Source organism: Leifsonia sp. Root4 (assembly GCF_001425085.1).
Taxonomy (GTDB): domain Bacteria; phylum Actinomycetota; class Actinomycetes; order Actinomycetales; family Microbacteriaceae; genus Microterricola.
Window position 1 is genome coordinate 67749 of sequence record NZ_LMDN01000006.1, and the last position, 20714, is coordinate 88462.

The window sequence follows — 20714 nt, forward strand, 5'->3', positions numbered from 1 at the left end:
AGATGAGCGATTCGACGTCATCGACAGCCTCCCTGCGCCGTCTCGTGCCGCGGATCTTCTCCAAGGCGCAGCCGGCCGGCGCCGTCGACACCCTCGTGCGCACGGTGCGCATGCACCACCCCAAGGCCGACCTCACCGTCATCGAGCGCGCATACACGGCCGCGGAGCGCGCACACAGCGGGCAGAAGCGCCGCAGCGGCGAGCCGTACATCACGCATCCCCTCGCGGTCGCGCAGATCCTCGCCGACCTCGGCATCGGTTCCAAGACGGTCGCCGCCGCCCTGCTGCACGACACCGTCGAAGACACCGCGTACACGCTCGAGCAGTTGCGCGCCGACTTCGGCGACGAGATCGCGATGCTCGTCGACGGTGTCACCAAACTCGACAAGGTCAAGTACGGCGACTCCACCCAGGCGGAGACCGTCCGCAAAATGATCGTTGCGATGTCCAAGGACATCCGCGTTCTCATCATCAAGCTCGCCGACCGTCTGCACAACGCGCGAACCTGGGGCTTCGTCCCGGCCGAGTCGGCGGCGCGCAAGGCGACGGAGACCCTCGAGATCTACGCGCCCCTGGCGCATCGCCTCGGCATCCAGGCGATCAAGTGGGAGCTGGAAGACCTCTCATTCGCTGTGCTCTACCCCAAGCTCTACGCCGAGATCGAGAGCCTCGTGCGCCAGCGGACGCCGCAGCGCGAAGAGTTCGTGCAGTCGGTGATCGACGCGGTCAACGAAGACCTGCGCGCATCCAAGATCCGCGGGCAGGTCGTCGGTCGCCCGAAGCAGTACTACTCGATCTACCAGAAGATGGTGCTGCGCGGCCGCGACTTCGACGAGATCTACGACCTCGTCGGCATCCGGGTGCTCGTCAACTCCGTGCGCGACTGCTACGCCGTGCTCGGCGCCATCCACGCCAGGTGGACGCCGCTGCCCGGCCGCTTCAAGGACTACATCGCCACCCCCAAGTTCAACCTCTACCAGTCGCTGCACACCACCGTGCTCGGCCCGGAGGGGCGCCCGGTCGAGCTGCAAATCCGCACGCAGGAGATGCACCAGCGCGCCGAGTTCGGTGTCGCGGCGCACTGGAAGTACAAAGAGCAGCTGGCGACAGGCAAGACCGGTTCCTCCTCGTTGCAGAACGACACCGACATGGCGTGGCTCGCCCACATCTCCGACTGGCAGGCGGAGACCGCCGACCCCGGGGAGTTCCTGGACTCGCTGCGCTACGAGATCGGTGCGAAAGAGGTCTACGTCTTCACGCCGAAGGGCCGTGTGATCGGGCTTCCTGCCGGAGCAACGCCGGTCGACTTCGCCTACGCCGTGCACACCGAGATCGGCCACCGCACCATGGGGTCCAAGGTCAACGGCCGGCTTGTGCCGCTCGAGACGGAACTCAACACGGGTGATGTCGTCGAGGTGTTCACGTCGAAGAACCCCGATTCCGGGCCCAGCCAGGACTGGCTGAACTTCGTCAAGAGCCCGCGCGCCCGCAACAAGATCCGGCAGTGGTTCACCAAGGAACGCCGCGACGAGGCCATCGAGCAGGGCAGGGATGCCATTGCCCGAGCCATGCGCAAGCAGAACCTGCCGCTGCAGAAGCTGATGAGCCAGGACTCCTTCGCCGAGGTCGCGGCCCAGATGAAGTACGTCGACGTCTCCGCCCTCTACGCCGCGGTCGGCGAGGGGCACGTGTCGACGCAGTCGGTGCTCGAGAAGGTCGTCGCCGCCGTGCAGGCCGTCGACGACACGGACGGACCGGAGCTCTCCATCCCCGTCAGGGGCCGCACGCAGCAGCTGCGCAGCAGCGACTCCGGCGTGCTCGTGCGGGGGGCGCCCGACATCCTCGTCAAGCTCGCCCGCTGCTGCACCCCGGTGCCCGGCGACGAGATCGTCGGATTCATCACGCGCGGCTCCGGCGTCTCGGTGCACCAGGCGAACTGCCACAACGTGCAGTCGCTGCTGAACGAGCCGGAGCGCATGATCGAGGTCGCCTGGGCACCGACGTCCAAGAGCCTCTTCCTCGTGCAGATACAGATCGAGGCGCTCGACCGGGCAGGCCTGCTCTCCGATGTCACCCGCGTGCTCTCAGAGCACCACGTGAACATACTCTCCGCGAACGTCTCCACATCCAATGATCGCCTCGCGCTCAGCCGCTTCGTCTTCGAGATGGGCGACACGACGCACCTCGACCGCGTCCTCAACGCCGTGCGCCGCATCGACGCCGTCTACGACGTCTACCGCGTCAGCGATGGTTAGCCAGCCAGAGCCTGATCCGTTCCTCGGCCAGCACGGTGTTGGGCACGCGGTAACGGGAGCGGAGTGACGCGCGCGCAATCGCGGGGGAGAGCCCGGCCGTGAAAGCGATGGCACTGGCGACGGCGATGGCACGCTGGGTGTCGAGTTCGTCGTCGAGCAACACGTCGACGAGCGTGCGCGCCGGAGACGTGACAGTGCATCCGCCGATGATGACGAGTTCGCGCTCGGTGATGACGACCTGTCGCAGGGCGTAGGCGCGTGGCCGACGCGGCCTCGCGCCGATGCCGGACGGCAGGGCGAACTGGGCCGGGCGCGGTGGCTCGGCGAGTGCGCCATGCAGCCAGGCCGCGCTGAGCCGCTCGACGAAGGCGTACTCGGGAAGCTCCGCAGCGAGGCCTGCGGCTCGCACGGCGGGGAACGGCGGCAGATCGACCGGGCAGAACATCTCGGCCAGAGGATAGAGTTCGCCGTCCAGCCGGGCCGCAGAGAGTTCAGCGATCGACAGCGTCGCCGTGCCGATCAGCGGTGAGGACGATGGTGAACGCATGACCCAACAGTGAAGCGGCGCGCCTCGTCGAAACGAGACGCGCCGCTTTCTGTGGAGAATTCACTCCGGGCGTACAGCTGTGGAGAACTAGCCCCCGATGGCCTTCAGCCAGGCGCGCTTGGTCTCGAGTTCCTCGCTCGCGGCCTTGGCTGCCTTCGTGTCGCCGGCGGCCTCAGCGGAGGCGATGGTGGCCTCGAGCTTGGCGATGGCGTCTTCGAGCTGGCCGGTCAGGCCCTCTGCGCGTGCCTTCGTCTCCGGGTTGTTGCGCGCCCAGTAGTCGTCGTCGAGCGCGCGGACGTGATTCTCGACCTTGCGCAGGCGGTCCTCGATCACGCGGACCTGCTCGCGCGGGACCCGTCCGATCTCGTCCCAGCGGTGTTGGATCGCGGTGAGCGCAGCGCGGGCCTTGACCCGGTCCTTCTCCGCGAGGATCGGCTCGGCCTCGGCCAACAGCGCCTGCTTCTGGGCGAGGTTCTCGGAGAACTCCTCGTTCTCCTGGGCGTCGACCTCGGACTTGGCCGAGTACAGCACGTCCCCGGCGGCCTTGAAGCGCGCCCAGAGTGCGTCATCCTGCTTCTTGCCTGCACGGCCGGCAAGCTTCCACTCGTCGAGCAGGCGGCGGTATCCGGGGATCCCGTCGACGCCCTTGTCTGCGAGTGCCTCTGCCTGGTCGATCAGGGCCTGCTTGCGCGTGCGGACATCCTTGTGTGCGCTGTCGAGCTCGGCGAAGAACGCCTTGCGGTGCTGCTCGATCGTGGTGCGGGCGGCACGGAACCGCTTCCACAGCTCGTTCGCCTCGGCCTTGGGCAGACGCGGAGCGTCGTGCTGGTGGGCCTGCCAGCGGGCGAAGAGGGCGTCGAGGGTCGACGTCGCCTGCTTCCACTGCGTCTTGGCCGGGTCGCCGGCCGCGAGCTTCTCCGCGGCCTCGACGATCTCGGTGCGCTCAGCGATGGCGGCCTCAACGGCGGCCTTCGCCTCCGCGCTCTGCTGCTCCGTGAGCTCCGACACGGCGCCGCCAAGCTTCTCGAGGCGTGCCTTGAGCGCGGCGAGGTCGCCGACGGCGTTGGCGCCCTCGACATTCGCACTGATCGAGGCGACGGCCTTGGCGATGTCGGATGCCGGAGCTCCGCGCTTCGCGCGCTGCTCGAGCAGCGTCACCTGACCGGCGAGGTCGACGTATTTGCGTTCGAAGTACGCCAGAGCTTCCTCTGGTGTGCCATCGGGGTACTGACCAACCGCGCGCTCACCGGATTCCTCGCGAACGAAGACGGTGCCCGTCTCATCGACGCGCCCCCACGGTTGCTGATCTGCTTGAGCCAAGAGTCTCATCCTTGCTGAATGCCTGGGCCGCCCAATTGGTGCGGCCGTCTGCGCGCCAGACGACTTCCGTCTGCGCGACCATACCCGGCCCAGCCTATTCCACTCGGTGGCTCAAACTGGGCTTGCTATAGAACCGTTACGTCTGTGTCGCGCGTTACTCCAGCGTGAAGCCTGTGATCGTGGTCGGAACGGCCGGGGCGCCGTCGCCGGCGCCGCCCTCGACGCCGGCATCCGTGATCTGCTTCTTCAGCTCATCGAGCCCGCTCGTCACGTGGCCGAGAACGGTGTAGCCGCCCGCGGCGTCCGCGCCGATCGTGGTGTCGTCGTAGACGATGAAGAACTGGCTGCCCATGCTGTAGGCGTTGCCACCCGAGCGGGCCATGGCGATGGTGCCCGCCGGGTACAGGTTGTCTGCCGGTGCCGCCTCGATGGGGCCGTAGCTGTAGCCGGGGCCGCCCGTCCCGTCGCCGGACGGGTCGCCGCACTGCAGCACGAAGAAGCCGCCGTCGGTGAGGCGGTGGCAGCTGACGCCGTCGTAGAAGCCGCTCTCGGCGAGGCTGACCGTCGATGCAACGGCCTGCGGTGCAGCCGCGCCGTCGAGCTCGACGCCGAGGGCGACGTCGTTGAGGGTGAGCGTTCCCGTCCACGTGCGCCCCTCGGCGAGCTCGGCCGGTGGCACATCGCCGATGTTCTGCCCGGCATCCGGGGTCGCCGTCGCGCTCGGCGTCGCCGAGGCGGATGGCGTCGGTGCCGGGGTGCCCGGTCCGCCGCTGAAGAAGAAGATCTGGGCCCCGACCGCGAGCACGAGGATGATCACGAGCGCGATGGCGGCGATCCAGTTGTCGCGGGCGCGTCGGCTGATGCGACGTTCGTGCACGCTCTGGCGGGCCTGGTAGGCACGCAGGCGCGCCCGTGCTTCGCGTTCCTGCTTCGGGTTCGAGGCCACACTGCTCCTTAATGGTGATGCGATGGGATCAACAGTGAACTCTACGCAAGGCGTGTCTGCGGCGCCAAGTACGCTGGGTTCATGGTGAATCAGGGTCTTGGTCTGCGCAGCGGTGCGACACCGCTTGCCGTTCGGATGAGGCCCCGTTCTCTCGACGAGGTCGCGGGCCAGAAGCACCTGCTCACGCCGGGCTCGCCGCTCGTCGCGCTGGCGAGCGACAAGACCGGGGAGAAGGGCTCGGTCTCCGTCATCCTCTGGGGCCCACCCGGCACGGGCAAGACGACCCTCGCCCAGGCGATCGCGCACTCATCCGGCCGCAACTTCGTCGAGCTCTCCGCCGTCAACGCCGGCGTGCGCGATGTGCGCCAGGTGATGGAGCAGGCGATGACCAATCGCGACCTCTACGGCACGTCGACCGTGCTCTTCCTCGATGAGATCCACCGCTTCACGAAGGCGCAGCAGGACGCCCTGCTGCCCGGCGTCGAGAACGGCTGGGTGATCCTGGTCGCCGCGACCACGGAGAACCCCTCCTTCTCCGTGATCTCCCCACTGCTCTCGCGCTCCCTGCTGCTCACACTCGAGCAGCTCAGCGACGACGACCTCGGTGTCGTGCTCGATCGCGCCGTCGAAGACTCTCGCGGCCTCGGCGGCCGCTTCGCGCTCGAGCCAGAGGCGAGGGCCGCGATCATCCGGCTGGCCTCCGGCGACGCGCGGCGCGCGCTCACCGCGCTGGAGGCGGCATCGGTTTCGGCGGCGACCGGCCTCGACCTCAGCGAGCCGGATGCCGACAAAGCCGTGATCACGACGGAACTCGTCGCGCTGGCCGTCGACCGCGCGCTGCTCCGCTACGACCGCAACGGCGACGAGCACTACGACGTGATCAGCGCATTCATCAAATCCGTTCGCGGCTCGGACGTTGACGCAGCACTGCACTACCTGGCCCGCATGATCGAGGCGGGGGAGGACCCGCGCTTCATCGCGAGGCGCATCATCGTCTCGGCGTCAGAGGACATCGGTCTCGCCGACCCGCAGGCGCTCGTCGTCGCGATCGCCGCGGCAGATGCCGTGCAGTTCATCGGCATGCCAGAGGGGCGCATTCCGCTGGCGCAGGCCGTCGTGCACCTGGCGACGGCGCCCAAATCGAACGCGGCCTACCTCGGCATCGACGCGGCGATCGCCGATGTGCGGGCCGGTGACTTCGGCCGGGTGCCGAAACACCTCCGTGACGGCCACTACCCGGGGGCAAAGCGCCTCGGCCACGGCAAGGGTTACGTCTACCCGCACGATGCCGCGGTCGGCGTCGTGCCCCAGCAGTACCTGCCGGACGAGCTGCGTGGTCGGGAGTACTACCAGCCGAGCGAACACGGCAACGAGCGCGAGGTGTCGGCCCGGCTCGCCAAGATCCGCCGCATCGTCCGCGGGGAGCCGTGAGGCGTGCGCACCGCGCACTGCCCAGGCAACCGCTGTGTTAGGCTGTCTGAGGCCTAAAGCCTGACTTTTGCGTGCGGCTGCGCGAATCTCAGAGCTCAAGGGGCAGGAGCTGTAGCCGCTCAGTCCCCGTGGCTCACCCCTCTAACTTTGCCGTGGCACATCGTGCCCGCGGTATTTCATTGTTTGAGATTCATTTCGAAAGGAAACCGTGTCTACTAAGTCACGTACCCGCAGCAAGACCCGCCTCTCGCGCGCACTCGGCATCGCCCTCACCCCGAAGGCAGCCAAGTACCTCGAGAAGCGCCCATACGCTCCCGGTGAGCACGGCCGCACCAAGCGCAAGCAGGACAGCGACTACGCCGTTCGTCTGCGCGAGAAGCAGCGTCTGCGCGCCCAGTACGGCATCCGCGAGAAGCAGCTGAAGATTGCCTTCGAAGAGGCTCGTCGCACCAAGGGCCTGACCGGTGAGAACCTCGTCGAGATCCTCGAGACGCGTCTTGACGCTCTCGTGCTGCGTGCCGGCTTCGCCCGCACCACGGCTCAGGCTCGCCAGATGGTTGTGCACCGTCACATCCTCGTCGACGGCCAGCTCGTCGACCGTCCCTCCTTCCGCGTGAAGCCGGGACAGCAGATCCACGTCAAGGCACGCTCCGAGGGCACCGAGCCCTTCCAGGTTGCTGCCGCCGGCGGACACGTCGACGTTCTGCCGAAGACCCCGGCATACCTCGAGGTTGAGCTCGACAAGCTGCAGGCCCGCCTCGTGCGCCGCCCGAAGCGCGCCGAGGTCCCCGTGACCTGTGAAGTACAGCTCGTCGTGGAGTACTACGCGGCTCGCTAGTCACCAGTGAACTACGCTGGAGGGCGGATCATCTTCGGATGGTCCGCCCTTCGCGGTATATGCCCCTCGGGGAATGGCCCGCGCAGGAATGGGCTGCTCGTGGAATGGAAGGTGGACAATGTCCCTCGGTGACATCGCAGGACTCATCGCGGCCGGTGTATTCGCCGTGCTCGTCGGATTGCTGGCCATCCCGCTGATCAAGCTCGGCGGCGTGCTCGACCAGACACGCGACTCCATCCGCGAGACCACGGACGGTGTGACGCCTCTCCTCGAGGAGACGGCGGTCACCCTGAAGGAGACGAACAAGCAGCTGGCGCGCATCGATGTCATCACCGCCAACGTCGCGGATGTCACGGGCAACGTCTCGGCTCTTGTCGCCCTCTTCGCCGCCACCGTCGGAGGCCCGCTGATCAAGCTGGCCGGATTCTCCGCCGGCGTGCGTGCCGCATTCCGGGCAGCACGCCCGGCCGCACGCGGAACCAGCCGGCGCTGAAGCACTACTGTTGTCAACGAACTCTCGGATCGCAAGGAGACTCTTCTCATGAAAAACCTGCTGTGGCTGATTCTCGGAATCATCGGTGGCTTCGTCATCGCTCACGAGGTCAACAAGACCCAGGAAGGGCGCCGCTTCTTCACCGGCGTTGACGCCAAGGCGCGCGAATTCGGGGCGGCCGTCGCCGACGGCTACCACCAGCGCGAGGCCGAGCTGCGCCAGGCCATCGACGAGGTGCTCGACTAAGCTCGAGCGACCATCGCACCATCAGGCGCCGGATCCGGCGCTTGTCCACTACGTACTACGGGACCCATGCAGACTGCAGAAATTCGCCGCCGCTGGCTTGACTACTTCGGAGAGCGCGGTCACACCGTCGTGCCATCCGCCTCCCTGGTCAGCGACGACCCAACGCTCCTCTTCACCGTCGCCGGCATGGTTCCCTTCGTGCCGTACCTGACCGGTCTCGTGCCTGCGCCGTTCTCGCGTGCGACCAGCGTGCAGAAGTGCATCCGCACCCTCGACATCGACGAGGTCGGCAAGACGCCGCGCCACGGCACCTTCTTCCAGATGAACGGCAACTTCTCGTTCGGCGACTACTTTAAAGAGGGCGCGATCAGCTACGCCTGGGAGCTGCTGACCAGCTCGGAGGCCGACGGCGGCTACGGCTTCGCCGAGAAGGACCTCTGGGTCACCGTCTACAAGGACGACGACGAGGCCATCGAGATCTGGAAGCGTGTCGCCGGCCTGCCCGACGAGCGCATCCAGCGCCTCGACAAGGACACCAACTACTGGCACACCGGCCAGTCCGGCCCGGCCGGACCCTGCTCGGAGATCTTCTTCGACCGCGGACCGGCGTACGGGCGCGACGGCGGCCCTGCCACGGATGACGACCGTTACGTCGAAATCTGGAACCTCGTGTTCATGCAGTACCTGATCGGCGACGTGCGCGGCAAGACCGAGTTCACGATCGTCAAGGAGCTGCCGAACAAGAACATCGACACCGGCATGGGGCTGGAGCGCGTCGCGTTCCTCAAGCAGGGCGTCGAGAACTTCTATGAGATCGACCAGGTCCGCCCGGTGCTCGACCGTGCAGCGGAGCTCTCCGGGCGCCGCTACGGCGCCGACCACGACGACGACGTGCGCATGCGCGTCATCGCCGACCATGTGCGCTCCTCGCTGATGCTGATGAGCGACGGTGTGACGCCGTCCAATGAGGGCCGCGGCTACATCCTGCGACGCCTGATGCGGCGCACCGTGCGTGCCATGCGCCTCCTCGGCGTCGACGCAGCCACCTTCCCCGAGCTGTTCGCCGCGTCACGCGACGCGATGAAGGATGCCTACCCCGAGGTGGAGCGCGATTACTCGCGCATCGCCCAGAGCGCCATCGGCGAGGAGGAGACATTCCTCCGCACCCTCGCGGCCGGCACCACCGTGCTCGACCTGGCCCTGAACAAGACGAAGGCAGCCTCATCGCCGCAGCTCGCCGGCGACGCCGCGTTCCTGCTGCACGATACCTACGGGTTCCCGATCGATCTGACGCTGGAGGTTGCGGAAGAAGCGGGCCTCACCGTCGACCGCGCCGCATTCGACGCCCTGATGGCCGAGCAGCGCTCCCGCGCCAAGGCCGACGCCAAGGCCAAGAAGACGCTCCTCGCCGACCTCTCCGTCTACGGCGAGTTCCGCGCGTTCGGTGAGACGGTGTTCACCGGCTACACCAACCTGCAGACCGAGTCCACGATCCTCGGGCTCATCGTCGGCGGTCACTCGGTCACCAAGTCCGTCGCCGGCGACATCGCAGAGGTGATCCTGGCCGAGACCGCGCTCTACGCCGAATCCGGTGGACAGGAGGCCGACAGCGGCCTCATCGTCGGCCCCGGCTACGAGCTCGAGGTGCTCGACGTGCAGAAGCCCGTCAAGGGGCTCATCAGCCACAAGGTGCAGGTGCGCTTCGGCGAGGTCGGCGTCGGGGATGCCGCGACGAGCGTCGTCGACGCGGACAACCGCCGTGGTGCCCAGCAGGCACACTCCGGAACGCACATCATCCACGCAGCGCTCCGGCAGGTGCTCGGCCCGAACGCCCACCAGTCCGGCTCGTACAACAAGGCCGGCTACCTGCGCCTCGACTTCTCCTGGAACCAGGGGCTCTCGGCCGCCACGCGCAGCGAGATCGAGGAGATCTCCAACAACGCCATCCGCGACAACCTCGAGGTCGTCACCCGGGAGATGGCGCTGGACGAGGCCCGCGAGCTCGGTGCCATGGCGCTGTTCGGCGAGAAGTACGGCGATCGCGTGCGCATGGTCGACATCGGTGGCCCGTGGTCGCGCGAGCTCTGCGCGGGAACCCACGTCGCCTCCAGCGCCGAGATCGGCATGATCAACCTCATCAGCGAGTCCTCCGTCGGTTCGACGAACCGCCGCGTCGAGTCTCTCGTCGGCATCGAGGCGTTCCGCGACCTGGCGGCCGAGCGTGCGCTCGTCACGCAGCTGACCAGCTCGCTCAAGACGCCGCGCGAACAGCTTCCGGAGAAGGTGTCCGAGCTCGTCGCCAACCTCAAGGCCGCTGAGAAGAAGATCGCGGCCTTCGAGGCGAAGGCGCTCGGCGACAAGGTCCCAGCGCTGCTGGAGAAGGCGACGCTCGACGGCGGGCTCACGCTCATCGCCGAGAACCTCGGCACGCTGGCATCCGCCGACGATGTTCGCACCCTGGTCAACGCCGTGCGCGAGCGCCTCGGCAACGAGGCAGCGGTGGTCGCACTGGCCGCCGAGGCGGGCGGCAAGGCCGTCGCCATCGTGGCGAGCAACCCCGCTGCGCGCGAGCGCGGCATCAAGGCCGGCGTTCTGGCCCGCGAGATGGCGGGAATCCTCGGCGGCGGCGGCGGCGGAAAAGACGATCTCGCGCAGGGCGGCGGACCCGATGTGAGCGCGATCCCGCGCGCACTGGATGCCGTGCGCGGCACGGTCGCCGCAGCGGCACGGGCATAGTGCGGTCGGGGGTGCGGCTCGGCGTCGACGTCGGCAAGGCGCGCGTCGGGCTGTCCCGCTCCGATCTGCACGGCATGCTGGCAACGCCGATCGAAACGGTTCCACGCACCCTGCCGGAGGGCGAGATCACTCAAAGTTCCGACGTTCTTCGCATAGCGGAGGTGCAGCGGGAGCTCGACGCGATCGAGGTCGTCGTCGGGCTGCCGCTCGCGCTTTCCGGAGCAGAGACGGCATCCACGGCGGATGCCAGGCACTTCGCGACCGCGCTGCAGCAGGCCATCGCCGTGCCGGTCCGCCTGGTCGACGAACGGCTCTCGACCGTGTCAGCGCAGTCGGCGCTCCGCTCATCGGGCAAGAAGGCGAAGTCCCACCGTCCGGTGATCGATCAGGTGGCCGCGGTTATCATTTTGCAGCACGCTCTCGACTCCGAGCGTGGAACGGGCACTCCGCCCGGAACGACTCTCAGCCCGAACGAAGGACTCTGACAGTGTCACAGCTGCAGCCGGACACCCCCGACGATGCGGGTGCCCAGAAGGACGGCACACCCGCGGAGGTCACGGCGCCTGCGGCGACGGATGCACGCCCGTCGTTCGACGAGCTCTTCACCGCTCCGGCGCCGACCCAGCCGGAACTGGCCGAGAGCCTGCGCCCCCGGGCATCGAGCAGGAAGCGGAAGCGCGGCAAGGGCGGCATCGGCTGCCTGATCGTGCTCGTCGTCCTGGCCGGCATCGCCACGGCCGGCTACTTCCTGTTGCAGGGACCGATCCAGCAGCTGATCTCCGCGGCATCCGGGCCGGAGGACTACGAGGGCAGCGGCACCGGCGAGGTGACCGTGATGATCCACGAGGGTGACATCGGCTCCGATGTCGCGACGACGCTGCACGAGAGCGGCGTCACCAAGAGTTTCGATGCCTTCTACGATCTGCTCCTGGCACAGAGCACGCCGCCCGTGTTCCAACCCGGCGCATACATGCTCGCCAAGGAGATGAGCGCCCAGGCCGCGCTCGACGCACTGGAGAATCCAGAGAACTGGCTCCAACAGACCGTGGTCGTGCCGGAGGGCACCGTCGCGGCCGATGTGTTGCAGTTGATCTCGGAGGGAACAGAGATCCCGCTGGCCGATCTGCAGACGGCTGCGGCGGATGTCGCCTCCTTCGGGCTCCCGGCCGAGGCCACCAGCCTCGAGGGCTTCCTGTTCCCCGCGACCTACACCTTCACCCCGGGCCTCAGCGCGCACGATGCGCTCGCGACGCTCGTCGAGCGGCAGTTCCAGGCGCTGGACGCGGCCGGCGTCGCTCCGGAAGACCGCTGGAGCACCATCGTGCTCGCCTCCCTGGTCCAGAAAGAGGCCGGCCTGCGCGAGGACTACTACAAGGTCTCCCGGGTCTTCCTCAACCGTCTGGACCCCGCACTCTGGGAGAGCGGGCTGCTGCAGTCCGACGCGACAGTCGCATACGGCACAGGCAACACCCACAGGGTGTCGACGAGCGACGCCGAGCGCGAGGACGCGAGCAACCCGTACAACACCTACGTGCACCCCGGAATGCTCATCGCCCCGATCTCCAACCCGGGTGACCTGGCCATCGACGCCGCGCTGCACCCGGCCGATGGTCCATGGCTGTTCTTCGTGACCTGGAACCTCGACACCGGGGAGACGATCTTTTCGGCGACCGTCGAGGAGCACGAGGCCGCAGTCGACAAGTGGCTGGCCTGGATGGACGAGCACCCGGAGTACCAGTGACAACGCGCCTGGCCGTCCTGGGCTCGCCGATCGCGCACTCGCAGTCGCCGGCGATCCACAGCGCAGCCTATGCGGCGCTCGGTCTCGATTGGGAGTACGGGCGATTCGAGCTCGCCGCCGACGGTCTCGCCTCGTTCCTCGCCGGCCGCGACCAGGAGTGGCGCGGATTCTCGCTCACCATGCCGTTGAAATTCGAGGCACTGGCCCTGGCCCACGATGTCGACGCGACGGCCCGGATCACCGGCGCCGTCAACACTCTGCTGTTCAGCGGAGCCGGTGCAGACAGGCGGCTGCACGGCTTCAACACCGACGTCGCCGGCCTGGTCGACTCGCTCGCCGACGCCGGCATCACGATGGCGCGCTCCGTGCTCATCGTCGGTGGGGGAGCGACGGCCGGATCCGCGATCATGGCGGCGGCCGAGCTCGGCGCTGTCGGCGTCGTCGTCGCCGTGCGCAGACCGGAGTCCGCAGACGGCCTGCGCGAGCTGGCGCGAGCTGCGGGCCTCGCGCTGCGCGTCGTCGCACTCGCGGATGCCGTGGCTGCGGCATCCGAGGTCGAACTCGTCATCAGCACGCTGCCGGGTGGCGCAGACGCCGGCCTGCGCTTCGACACGGACTTCATGCTGCGCACACCGCTCTACGACGTCGCATATTCGCCGTGGCCGAGCCCGCTCGGTGCGGCATGGCAGCAGACGGGTGGACGGGTGATCTCCGGCATCGGCATGCTGCTGCACCAGGCCCTCGTTCAGGTGCGCATCTTCGTCACCGGTGATCCATTCGCCGAGCTTCCGAACGAGCAGGCGGTCTTCGCCGCGATGAGCGCGGCGGTGCCGATGGCGAGCGCAGCGCACTCCGACCCTGTGGAAAGATAGAGAACATGCTGCGTTGGCTCACCGCCGGGGAATCCCACGGCCCAGAACTCATTGCCGTGATCGAAGGGCTCCCCGCGGGCGTCCCGGTCGCGTTGGACGACATCCGTGCCGATCTGGCACGCCGCAAGCTCGGCTACGGCCGCGGCGCCAGGATGAAGTTCGAACAGGACGAGCTGAACATCTCCGGCGGCGTTCGCCACGGCCTCAGCCTCGGCAGCCCTGTCGCGCTGCGCATCGGCAACTCCGAGTGGCCGAAGTGGAAAGACGTGATGAGCGCCGAGCCCATCGACGAGTCCAAGCTCGGCCGCGGCCGCGGTGCCGCGCTGACCAGGCCGCGGCCCGGCCACGCCGACCTCGTCGGCATGCAGAAGTACGACTTCGACGAGGCCCGCCCCGTCCTCGAGCGCGCCAGCGCCCGTGAGACCGCCGCCCGCGTCGCACTGGGCGCCGTCGCGCGCTCCTTCCTCTCCGAACTCGGCATCCGCCTGGTCAGCCACACCCTCTCCATCGGTCCGGTGCGCGTGCCGGAGGGCAGCACGCTGCCGACACCGGATGACGTCGACACCCTCGACGCCGACCCGCTCCGCTGTTTCGACGAGGCCACGAGTGCACTCATGGTCGCGGAGGTCGATGACGCCCACAAGGAGGGCGACACCCTCGGTGGTGTCGTGGAGGTGCTCGCGTACGGGGTTCCGCCCGGACTCGGTTCCTACGTGCACGGCGACCGCCGCCTCGACGCGCAGCTCTCGAGCGCGCTGATGGGCATCCAGGCCATCAAGGGCGTCGAGGTCGGCGACGGCTTCCTCACCACCACCCGCCGGGGCTCAGCGGCCCACGACGAGCTCTTCGTCGACGGCGAGGAGATCCAGCGCGCCAGCGACAAGGCCGGCGGCATCGAGGGCGGCATGAGCACGGGAACGCTGCTCCGCGTGCGCGCGGGCATGAAGCCGATCGCTACCGTGCCGCACTCGCTGCGCACGGTCGACGTCGCCACGGGCGAGGCCGCCGTCGCGCACCACCAGCGTTCGGACGTCTGTGCCGTGCCGGCAGCCGGTGTCGTCGCCGAGGCCATGGTCGCACTGACCCTGGCGAACGCGATGCTCGAGAAGTTCGGCGGCGACTCCATCGGCGAGACCCGCCGGAACCTCCGCGGCTACCTCGACGCGATCCCGAGCCGCCTGGCCACGGGCAGCACCAGCCGCCCGTTCTCCTGAACGTGAACAGCGTGCCCTCTGTGCTGCCACTCGTCTTCATCGGTCCGATGGCCGCGGGCAAGAGCAAGATCGGTCGTCTCGTCGCCCGCAGGCTCGCGGTGCCGTTCATCGACACCGACAAGGTCGTCGCGGCCCAGCACGGCCCGATCCCCGAGATCTTCGCCACGCAGGGTGAGCCGGCCTTCCGCGCATTCGAACGGGATGCCGTGGTCGAGGCCTTGCGTGGCGACGCCGTCGTCTCGCTCGGCGGGGGAGCGGTGCTGCATCCGGACACCCGCATCGAGCTGGCCGACCGCACCGTCGTGCTGCTCACCGTGACCCGCGACGCCGTCGCCAAGCGCCTCGCCGGCAGTGGCAGACCGCTGCTCGGCAGTGCAGGCGAGAACACCGACGCCGTCGAACGGTGGGCGGCCATCGCCGATGCGCGGATGCCGATCTACGAAGCGCTGGCAACCGAAACGTTTGACACCTCCGCTCGGCCGATCACGCGGATCGCCGACGACATCGTGACCTGGGCAAGAGAAAGATCGTGACCGTGACCGAATCAACGACAACCATCATCACCGTCGGCGGCGAGAAGCCCTACGACGTACGCGTCGGCAACGACATCCTCGGTGGCATCAGCGAGCACCTCGGCACCAAGGTCGCCAAGGTGCTCATCGTGCACAGCCCGACCGTCGCGGCCAAGGCCGCTGTGCTGCGCGAGCAGCTCGCCGAGCACTACCAGGTGCTGCTCGCCGAGATCCCGGACGCCGAGGCCGGCAAGCGCATGGAGGTCGCCGCGTTCTGCTGGCAGGTGCTCGGGCAGGCCGACTTCACCCGCAGCGATGCCGTGATCGGCTTCGGCGGCGGCGCCGTGACCGACGTTGCCGGCTTCGTGGCCGCCACCTGGCTGCGCGGCGTCACGCTCGTGCAGGTGCCGACATCCGTCGCGGGCATGGTCGACGCGGCCGTCGGCGGCAAGACCGGCATCAACACCAACGAGGGCAAGAACCTCGTGGGTGCCTTCTACGAGCCGAGCGCCGTATTCTGCGACCTCAACACCCTCGACACCCTGCCCCGCAACGAGGTGCTCGCCGGATTCGCCGAGATCGTCAAGGCCGGTTTCATCTACTACCCGGAGATCCTCGACATCATCGAGGCGGACGTTGACCGCGTCACCGACGTGACGACGCCGGAGTTCCGCCGCGTCGTGGAACTCTCGATCGATATGAAGGCCCGCGTCGTCGCCGAGGACCTGCACGACCTCGCCCTGCGCGAGATCCTCAACTACGGCCACACCCTCGGCCACGCCATCGAGCACGCGGAGCGCTACCAGTGGCGGCACGGTGCAGCCGTCGCGGTCGGCATGGTCTTCGCCGCCGAGCTCGGCCGCCTCACTGGCTCGCTGAGCGACGAGGTCGTCGCCCGCCACCGCAGCGTGCTGAAGTCGCTGATGCTGCCGACCACCTACCCGGTCGGCCGGTGGAGCACACTGCTGGCGACCATGCAGCGCGACAAGAAGGCGCGCGGCGCGATGCTGCGCTTCATCGTGCTCGACGACCTGGCGCGCCCGACCGTCTTGCAGGGACCGGACACGAGCCTGCTGTTCGCGGCGTACCAGGAGATCGGCGACTGATCCCAGCTGCCGGTAGCTCTTGCCGGTGGCTCGGAGTTGTGCTGAGCTTGCGCGCAGGCACCCCCTGATGCCGAGGACCGAGGCGGAGGATCAGATGGGCACCGACAGCACAAGCCGAGTCACCGTCAGGGATGGCTCGTGGGGCTTCTTCTGGTTCCTCGCGTACATCGGGGCGGCGATCTACTTCGTCTCGGTGTCTGACGGCTCCTTCTGGGGCGTCATCCTCGGCCTGCTCCAGGCGATCGTCTGGCCGGTCTACGTGGTGTACCACGTGCTCGTCCTGCTCGGGGCCTGAACCGTCTCGTGACGCTAGGCTGATCGCATGACCAGCAACCCCGTCACCCGCGTCCTCGTGCTCAATGGTCCCAACCTCGGCCGCCTCGGGTCGCGGGAGCCGGAGGTGTACGGCTCTGGCAACCTGGCCGACCTCGAGGCGCTGCTCGTGGCGTCGGTCCCGGCCGGCGTCGAGATCGACCTGCGCCAGACCAACGACGAGGCCGAGCTGATCGACTGGTTGCACGAAGCGGTCGACTCGGCCAGCCCCGTCGTGATGAACCCGGCCGCATTCACGCACTACAGCTACGGGCTGCGGGATGCCGCAGCCCTCGTCACCAAGGCGGGACTGCCCCTGATCGAGGTGCACATCACCAACCCGCACACCCGCGAGAACTTCCGTCACGACAGCGTCATCAGCGGGGTGGCGACGGGCGTGATCGCGGGCTTCGGTTTCGACTCCTACCGCCTCGCCGTCGACCACATTCTGCGATCCGCCCTCTAGCGTCTAAACTTGAACGCTGGGCCGTGTGCGTGATCGCACAGTGGCCGCGAAACTTTCCCAACTGAATGGACTCAAACAATGGCTTCAACCGCTGACATCAAGAATGGCGTCGTGCTCAACATCGATGGCCAGCTGTGGACCATCATCGAGTTCCAGCACGTCAAGCCGGGCAAGGGCGGCGCATTCGTGCGCACCAAGATGAAGAACGTCGTCACCGGCAAGACCGTCGACAAGACCTTCAACGCGGGCGCCAGGATCGAGACCGAGAACGTCGACCGCCGCGACTTCCAGTACCTCTACGCCGATGGCGAGTCCTACGTCTTCATGGACGTCTCCGACTACGACCAGCTGCACGTGCCGGCCTCCGTCGTCGGCGACGCCGTCAACTTCATGCTGGAGAACCAGGCCGTCACCCTCGGCCTGCACAACGGCAACCCGCTCTTCATTGAGCTGCCGGCATCCGTCGTGCTGGTCATCACGCACACCGACCCCGGCCTCCAGGGCGACCGCTCGACCGGCGGCACCAAGCCGGCCACCGTCGAGACCGGCTACGAGATCCAGGTCCCGCTGTTCCTCGAGACCGGCACCAAGGTCAAGGTCGACACCCGCACGGGTGACTACCTCGGCCGCGTCAACTAAGCGACGCTGACGCTGTGAGCGCACGCACCAAGGCACGCAAGCGCGCCCTTGACATTCTCTACTCTGCCGACATGCGGCAGATCTCGATCGACGACGCCATCGCGGCCGAGGCGGCGCGCGCCGTCAGCGAGCCCGCCCGTGCGGCCAGCTGGCTGTACGCCCGCGAGATCGTCGACGGCATCGTCGACAACAAGGCCGACATCGACGAGATGATCGAGACCTATGCCGTCGGCTGGACTCTCGCCAGGATGCCCGCGATCGACCGCGCCCTGCTGCGCATCGGCATCTGGGAGATCATGTACAACGACGATGTGCCGGATGCCGTGGCCATCTCGGAGGCCGTCGAGGCGGCCACCGTGCTCTCCACCGACGACTCGGCCGGTTTCATCAACGGCCTGCTCGCGAAGATCTCGCAGGTGAAGCCGGGCGCCTAGCCCGTCACCGCACCACGACGCCCGCACTCCCCGCTACGGCTGGGGGTTGCGGGCGTCGTAGTTTCTGAACGAGGGCTGCGCGCGCATGATCACGGCGATCAGCGCGATGATGGCCAGACCGCCGAACAGCGGCGGGAACCACAGGCCGACGGCCGTCGCGAGGATTCCGACGTAGAGGTCGCCGAGTCGCGGGCCACCGGCGACGACAACGGTGAAGATCCCCTGCAGGCGGCCCTGCATGGCATCCGGGGTCGCCGTGAGCATCATCGTGCTGCGGAAGATGGCGCTCACCTCGTCGGATGCGCCCGTGCCGGCCATCGCGATGGCTGCAATCACCAGGGCGGGCACATTGACTTCGCCGAAGCTCTCGCCGACCGGGCCGAACCAACCGGTCTGCATCACGCCGACGACCGTACCGAGCAGTGCGACGCAGCCGCCGTAGATCATGATCGAGCGCGCGATCGCAACGCCGTAGCGGTGCACGTGGGCCACCGGGCCGCTGAACAGGCTCGCCAGGAAGGTGCCGAGCGCGGCGGCGGCCGTGAGGATGCCGACGGTGATGGCCCCGCCGCCGACGGCGAGGGCCGCGACGGCCGGCAGCAGGGCGAAGGGGCGGCCGAACGTCATCGCGACGATGTCGACGAGGAAGCTCGTGCGGATGTTGGGCGCCTGGCGCAGGAAGGCCAGACCGTCGCGGAGCGACTGCAGGCCGGCGCGCGGTGCCGCGCCATCCGGCTTCAGGGCGGGGAGCGTGACGATGCCGAGGAAGCCGGCGGTGAACAACACCGCGTCGACGGCGAAGGTGATCGAGAAGCCGGCCGTCGCGACGAGCACACCGGCCAATGCCGGGCCCAGCGTCAGCTGCACGCCCAGGCTGATGCCGCTGAGCGCCGCGGCGCGGGAGATGAGGTGCTGCGGCAGGATGCGCGGGGTGATGGCCGCACGCGTCGCCCCGCTGATGGTCGCGGCGACGGTCGCGAGCGTCGTGACGACGTAGAACGGCCAGACCGGGATCGCGTGCTCCGAGCCGCGCGTCGCGGTATCCGCCATCGACAGGGCGACGAGGCCCAATGTCGCGACCCACGCCACCAGCGAACTCACGATCAAGACCCGGCGCCGGTCGAAAGCGTCGGCGAGCACGCCGCCCCAGAGCCCCGCGATGATCATCGGAATCAGGGCGATGCCGCCGACGAGGCCGACGGCGAGCGTCGAGCCCGTCATGTCGAAGATCTGCAGACCGACGGCGACGATCGTGAGCTGGGCGCCGATGCCGGAAATCGCGCCACCTACCCAGAGCCGGCCGAACGCGGGTTCCCTGAGTGGTGAGATGTCGACAAAACGGCGGCGGGGAGGGGCTTCGGTCACTCGGAGAACGATACCGGTCCGGAGCGGATGGCCGGACCGGCCTAGCAGTGTCGGCGGATCCGCTCGGGGCTTCGTGGGCGTCGCTGCTCCTTCGTCGCGGCGCCGCTGGCTTGAGGGAGCGCCAGCGACCGAAGCCCTGAGCGGCTGACCGGATCGGGTCGCCCGGGATGTCGCGCCTGGAGTGTCGGCGGATCCGCTCGGGGCTTCGCGTGCGTCGCTGCTCCTTCGTCGCGGCGCCGCTCGCTCGAGCCATCGTGCAGAGTGCCGCCGCAGGCACTCGTCGTGCGTCCTCACGCCGCAGCTAGACGTCGTGCGTCCCCGCCGTGCATTTGCACGCTGGCTTGAGGGAGCGCCAGCGACCGAAGCCCTGAGCGCCTCACCGGATCGATCAGCTCGCCGGGTCTCGATACGGCCGCGGGCGGCCTACTGGACCAGCAGCTGACTGTGTTGCAGCAAATCGGCTTGCTGGGTGCGGGACTTGGTCGATCGTCGCCACGGGGTGTCGGTGTCGGAGCGGCCGCCGCGGAGCCAGGGTGGCGGTTTCACGTACGGGGCCCCGTTGACCATCATGATCTGCCACCCGCTGGTGTCGATGGTGTGGTGGTGGAACCAGCAGAGTAGGACACCGTTGCAGGTTTCCGTTTCGCCACCGTCGTGGTGCTCCTTGACGTGGTGGATCTCGCTCCAGGCGGCGGGGATGGAGCAGCCCGGGATGATGCAGCCGCCATCGCGGAGGCTGATCGCCCGCCGCTGGGTGACGTTGAAGAGGCGGTCGTGGGAGCCGATGGCTGGCAGCGGTGCTGCCGAAGGNGCAGATCGTCTCGAAGAACATGTCGCCGGAGACCAAGGCGAGCGCCACCGTCGTGGTGCTCCTTGACGTGGTGGATCTCGCTCCAGGCGGCGGGGATGGAGCAGCCCGGGATGATGCAGCCGCCATCGCGGAGGCTGATCGCCCGCCTCTGTGTGGCATTGAACAACCGGTCATCGTTGCCGATCGCGTTGATCGTGCCATCCGGGCCGATCAGCACGTGTTGCTGTCCGCCGGCGCAGATGAACTGCTCCACCGACGCCATCGAGATCGGCGCCTCGCAGCCCTCAATGAACCCGGACCCGATGCCGGCATCGAGGTCGGACTGTCGAACGGAGACGAGCACGGTCGGGGCCGCCCCGCCGATCGTCGGGCTGTCCGCACTGCGGGCGGCCCCGTCGATCAGGCTGGCGAAGACGTCGTGCCGGGCCTG

General features: G+C 68.1%; 20 protein-coding genes and 2 pseudogenes. 16 read left to right on the forward strand and 6 right to left on the reverse strand.

Annotated features, from left to right (window positions below):
* Positions 1 to 2 precede the first annotated feature (2 nt).
* Complete coding sequence (locus tag ASC66_RS17265) at positions 3 to 2255, forward strand: RelA/SpoT family protein (RefSeq protein ID WP_055842655.1); 2253 nt, start codon at positions 3 to 5, stop codon at positions 2253 to 2255.
* On the opposite strand, the gene ASC66_RS17270 is transcribed toward ASC66_RS17265, so the two are convergent.
* The 3 genes from ASC66_RS17270 to ASC66_RS17280 all read right to left on the reverse strand — a co-directional run bounded on the left by ASC66_RS17270 (position 2242) and on the right by ASC66_RS17280 (position 5068).
* Positions 2242 to 2802, reverse strand: a complete 561-nt coding sequence (locus ASC66_RS17270; RefSeq protein ID WP_055842658.1) for a type IV toxin-antitoxin system AbiEi family antitoxin — start codon at positions 2800 to 2802, stop codon at positions 2242 to 2244. The genes ASC66_RS17265 and ASC66_RS17270 overlap by 14 nt on opposite strands.
* Before the next feature lie 87 nt (positions 2803 to 2889).
* Positions 2890 to 4122, reverse strand: coding sequence for a DUF349 domain-containing protein (locus ASC66_RS17275; RefSeq protein ID WP_055842661.1), 1233 nt, complete (start codon positions 4120 to 4122; stop codon positions 2890 to 2892).
* Between the two features lie 154 nt (positions 4123 to 4276).
* Positions 4277 to 5068, reverse strand: coding sequence for a peptidylprolyl isomerase (locus tag ASC66_RS17280; protein WP_055842665.1), 792 nt, complete (start codon positions 5066 to 5068; stop codon positions 4277 to 4279).
* 81 nt (positions 5069 to 5149) lie between these two features.
* Here ASC66_RS17280 and ASC66_RS17285 point away from each other — a divergent pair, with 81 nt between their 5' ends.
* From ASC66_RS17285 to nusB, 15 genes are all read left to right on the forward strand, one after another.
* Positions 5150 to 6499 (forward strand): replication-associated recombination protein A, encoded by a 1350-nt coding sequence (locus ASC66_RS17285; RefSeq protein ID WP_082492481.1) that lies wholly within the window; start codon positions 5150 to 5152, stop codon positions 6497 to 6499.
* Between the two features lie 208 nt (positions 6500 to 6707).
* Positions 6708 to 7337: a 30S ribosomal protein S4 gene (gene rpsD / locus ASC66_RS17290; RefSeq protein WP_055842670.1), complete on the forward strand. Its 630-nt coding sequence runs from the start codon at positions 6708 to 6710 to the stop codon at positions 7335 to 7337.
* A 118-nt stretch (positions 7338 to 7455) separates the two neighbouring features.
* On the forward strand, positions 7456 to 7830 hold the full coding sequence (locus tag ASC66_RS17295; protein WP_055842673.1) for a DUF948 domain-containing protein: 375 nt from the start codon (positions 7456 to 7458) through the stop codon (positions 7828 to 7830).
* A 48-nt stretch (positions 7831 to 7878) separates the two neighbouring features.
* On the forward strand, positions 7879 to 8076 hold the full coding sequence (locus tag ASC66_RS17300) for a hypothetical protein (protein WP_055842677.1): 198 nt from the start codon (positions 7879 to 7881) through the stop codon (positions 8074 to 8076).
* A 66-nt stretch (positions 8077 to 8142) separates the two neighbouring features.
* The gene (gene alaS / locus ASC66_RS17305; protein ID WP_055842679.1) at positions 8143 to 10812 is read left to right on the forward strand and encodes an alanine--tRNA ligase; all 2670 of its coding nucleotides are present in this window, start codon (positions 8143 to 8145) and stop codon (positions 10810 to 10812) included.
* A complete protein-coding gene (gene ruvX / locus ASC66_RS17310; protein ID WP_200944853.1) occupies positions 10812 to 11297 on the forward strand; it encodes a Holliday junction resolvase RuvX in 486 nt (161 codons plus the stop codon). Before alaS ends, ruvX begins: the two co-directional genes overlap by 1 nt.
* 2 nt (positions 11298 to 11299) lie before the next feature.
* Positions 11300 to 12553, forward strand: a complete 1254-nt coding sequence (mltG, locus tag ASC66_RS17315) for an endolytic transglycosylase MltG (protein WP_082492482.1) — start codon at positions 11300 to 11302, stop codon at positions 12551 to 12553.
* Complete coding sequence (locus ASC66_RS17320; protein ID WP_055842683.1) at positions 12550 to 13425, forward strand: shikimate dehydrogenase; 876 nt, start codon at positions 12550 to 12552, stop codon at positions 13423 to 13425. The genes mltG and ASC66_RS17320 overlap by 4 nt, the downstream gene beginning before the upstream one ends.
* Positions 13426 to 13430: 5 nt before the next feature.
* A complete protein-coding gene (aroC, locus tag ASC66_RS17325; RefSeq protein WP_055842686.1) occupies positions 13431 to 14639 on the forward strand; it encodes a chorismate synthase in 1209 nt (402 codons plus the stop codon).
* Positions 14640 to 14650: 11 nt separating this feature from the next.
* Positions 14651 to 15172 carry a shikimate kinase gene (locus tag ASC66_RS17330; RefSeq protein WP_235496997.1) on the forward strand — a complete coding sequence of 174 codons (522 nt, stop codon included), beginning with the start codon at positions 14651 to 14653 and terminating at the stop codon, positions 15170 to 15172.
* Positions 15173 to 15174: 2 nt separating this feature from the next.
* Complete coding sequence (gene aroB, locus ASC66_RS17335) at positions 15175 to 16257, forward strand: 3-dehydroquinate synthase (RefSeq protein WP_055842722.1); 1083 nt, start codon at positions 15175 to 15177, stop codon at positions 16255 to 16257.
* 94 nt (positions 16258 to 16351) lie between these two features.
* Complete coding sequence (locus ASC66_RS17340; RefSeq protein ID WP_055842689.1) at positions 16352 to 16552, forward strand: hypothetical protein; 201 nt, start codon at positions 16352 to 16354, stop codon at positions 16550 to 16552.
* A 27-nt stretch (positions 16553 to 16579) separates the two neighbouring features.
* Positions 16580 to 17035, forward strand: coding sequence for a type II 3-dehydroquinate dehydratase (locus ASC66_RS17345; protein ID WP_055842692.1), 456 nt, complete (start codon positions 16580 to 16582; stop codon positions 17033 to 17035).
* Between the two features lie 78 nt (positions 17036 to 17113).
* A complete protein-coding gene (gene efp / locus ASC66_RS17350) occupies positions 17114 to 17674 on the forward strand; it encodes an elongation factor P (protein WP_055842696.1) in 561 nt (186 codons plus the stop codon).
* A gap of 14 nt (positions 17675 to 17688) precedes the next feature.
* Positions 17689 to 18108 carry a transcription antitermination factor NusB gene (gene nusB, locus ASC66_RS17355; RefSeq protein ID WP_055842699.1) on the forward strand — a complete coding sequence of 140 codons (420 nt, stop codon included), beginning with the start codon at positions 17689 to 17691 and terminating at the stop codon, positions 18106 to 18108.
* Between the two features lie 33 nt (positions 18109 to 18141).
* On the opposite strand, the gene ASC66_RS17360 is transcribed toward nusB, so the two are convergent.
* From ASC66_RS17360 to ASC66_RS18635, 3 genes and pseudogenes are all read right to left on the reverse strand, one after another.
* On the reverse strand, positions 18142 to 19473 hold the full coding sequence (locus ASC66_RS17360) for an MFS transporter (RefSeq protein ID WP_235496998.1): 1332 nt from the start codon (positions 19471 to 19473) through the stop codon (positions 18142 to 18144).
* A 423-nt stretch (positions 19474 to 19896) separates the two neighbouring features.
* Positions 19897 to 20283 (reverse strand): annotated as a pseudogene (locus ASC66_RS18510) (HNH endonuclease); the annotation flags it as partial.
* A 1-nt stretch (position 20284) separates the two neighbouring features.
* Positions 20285 to 20714: pseudogene (locus ASC66_RS18635) on the reverse strand (HNH endonuclease signature motif containing protein); the annotation flags it as partial.

Coding starts and splice junctions, on each gene's coding strand:
- ASC66_RS17265 (WP_055842655.1), top strand. CDS start 3: ATGAGCGATTCGACGTCATCGACAGCCTCCCTGCGCCGTCTCGTGCCG.
- ASC66_RS17345 (WP_055842692.1), top strand. CDS start 16,580: ATGACCAGCAACCCCGTCACCCGCGTCCTCGTGCTCAATGGTCCCAAC.
- ASC66_RS17295 (WP_055842673.1), top strand. CDS start 7,456: ATGTCCCTCGGTGACATCGCAGGACTCATCGCGGCCGGTGTATTCGCC.
- alaS (WP_055842679.1), top strand. CDS start 8,143: ATGCAGACTGCAGAAATTCGCCGCCGCTGGCTTGACTACTTCGGAGAG.
- ASC66_RS17285 (WP_082492481.1), top strand. CDS start 5,150: ATGGTGAATCAGGGTCTTGGTCTGCGCAGCGGTGCGACACCGCTTGCC.
- aroC (WP_055842686.1), top strand. CDS start 13,431: ATGCTGCGTTGGCTCACCGCCGGGGAATCCCACGGCCCAGAACTCATT.
- ASC66_RS17270 (WP_055842658.1), bottom strand. CDS start 2,802: ATGCGTTCACCATCGTCCTCACCGCTGATCGGCACGGCGACGCTGTCG.
- ASC66_RS17340 (WP_055842689.1), top strand. CDS start 16,352: ATGGGCACCGACAGCACAAGCCGAGTCACCGTCAGGGATGGCTCGTGG.
- ASC66_RS17300 (WP_055842677.1), top strand. CDS start 7,879: ATGAAAAACCTGCTGTGGCTGATTCTCGGAATCATCGGTGGCTTCGTC.
- efp (WP_055842696.1), top strand. CDS start 17,114: ATGGCTTCAACCGCTGACATCAAGAATGGCGTCGTGCTCAACATCGAT.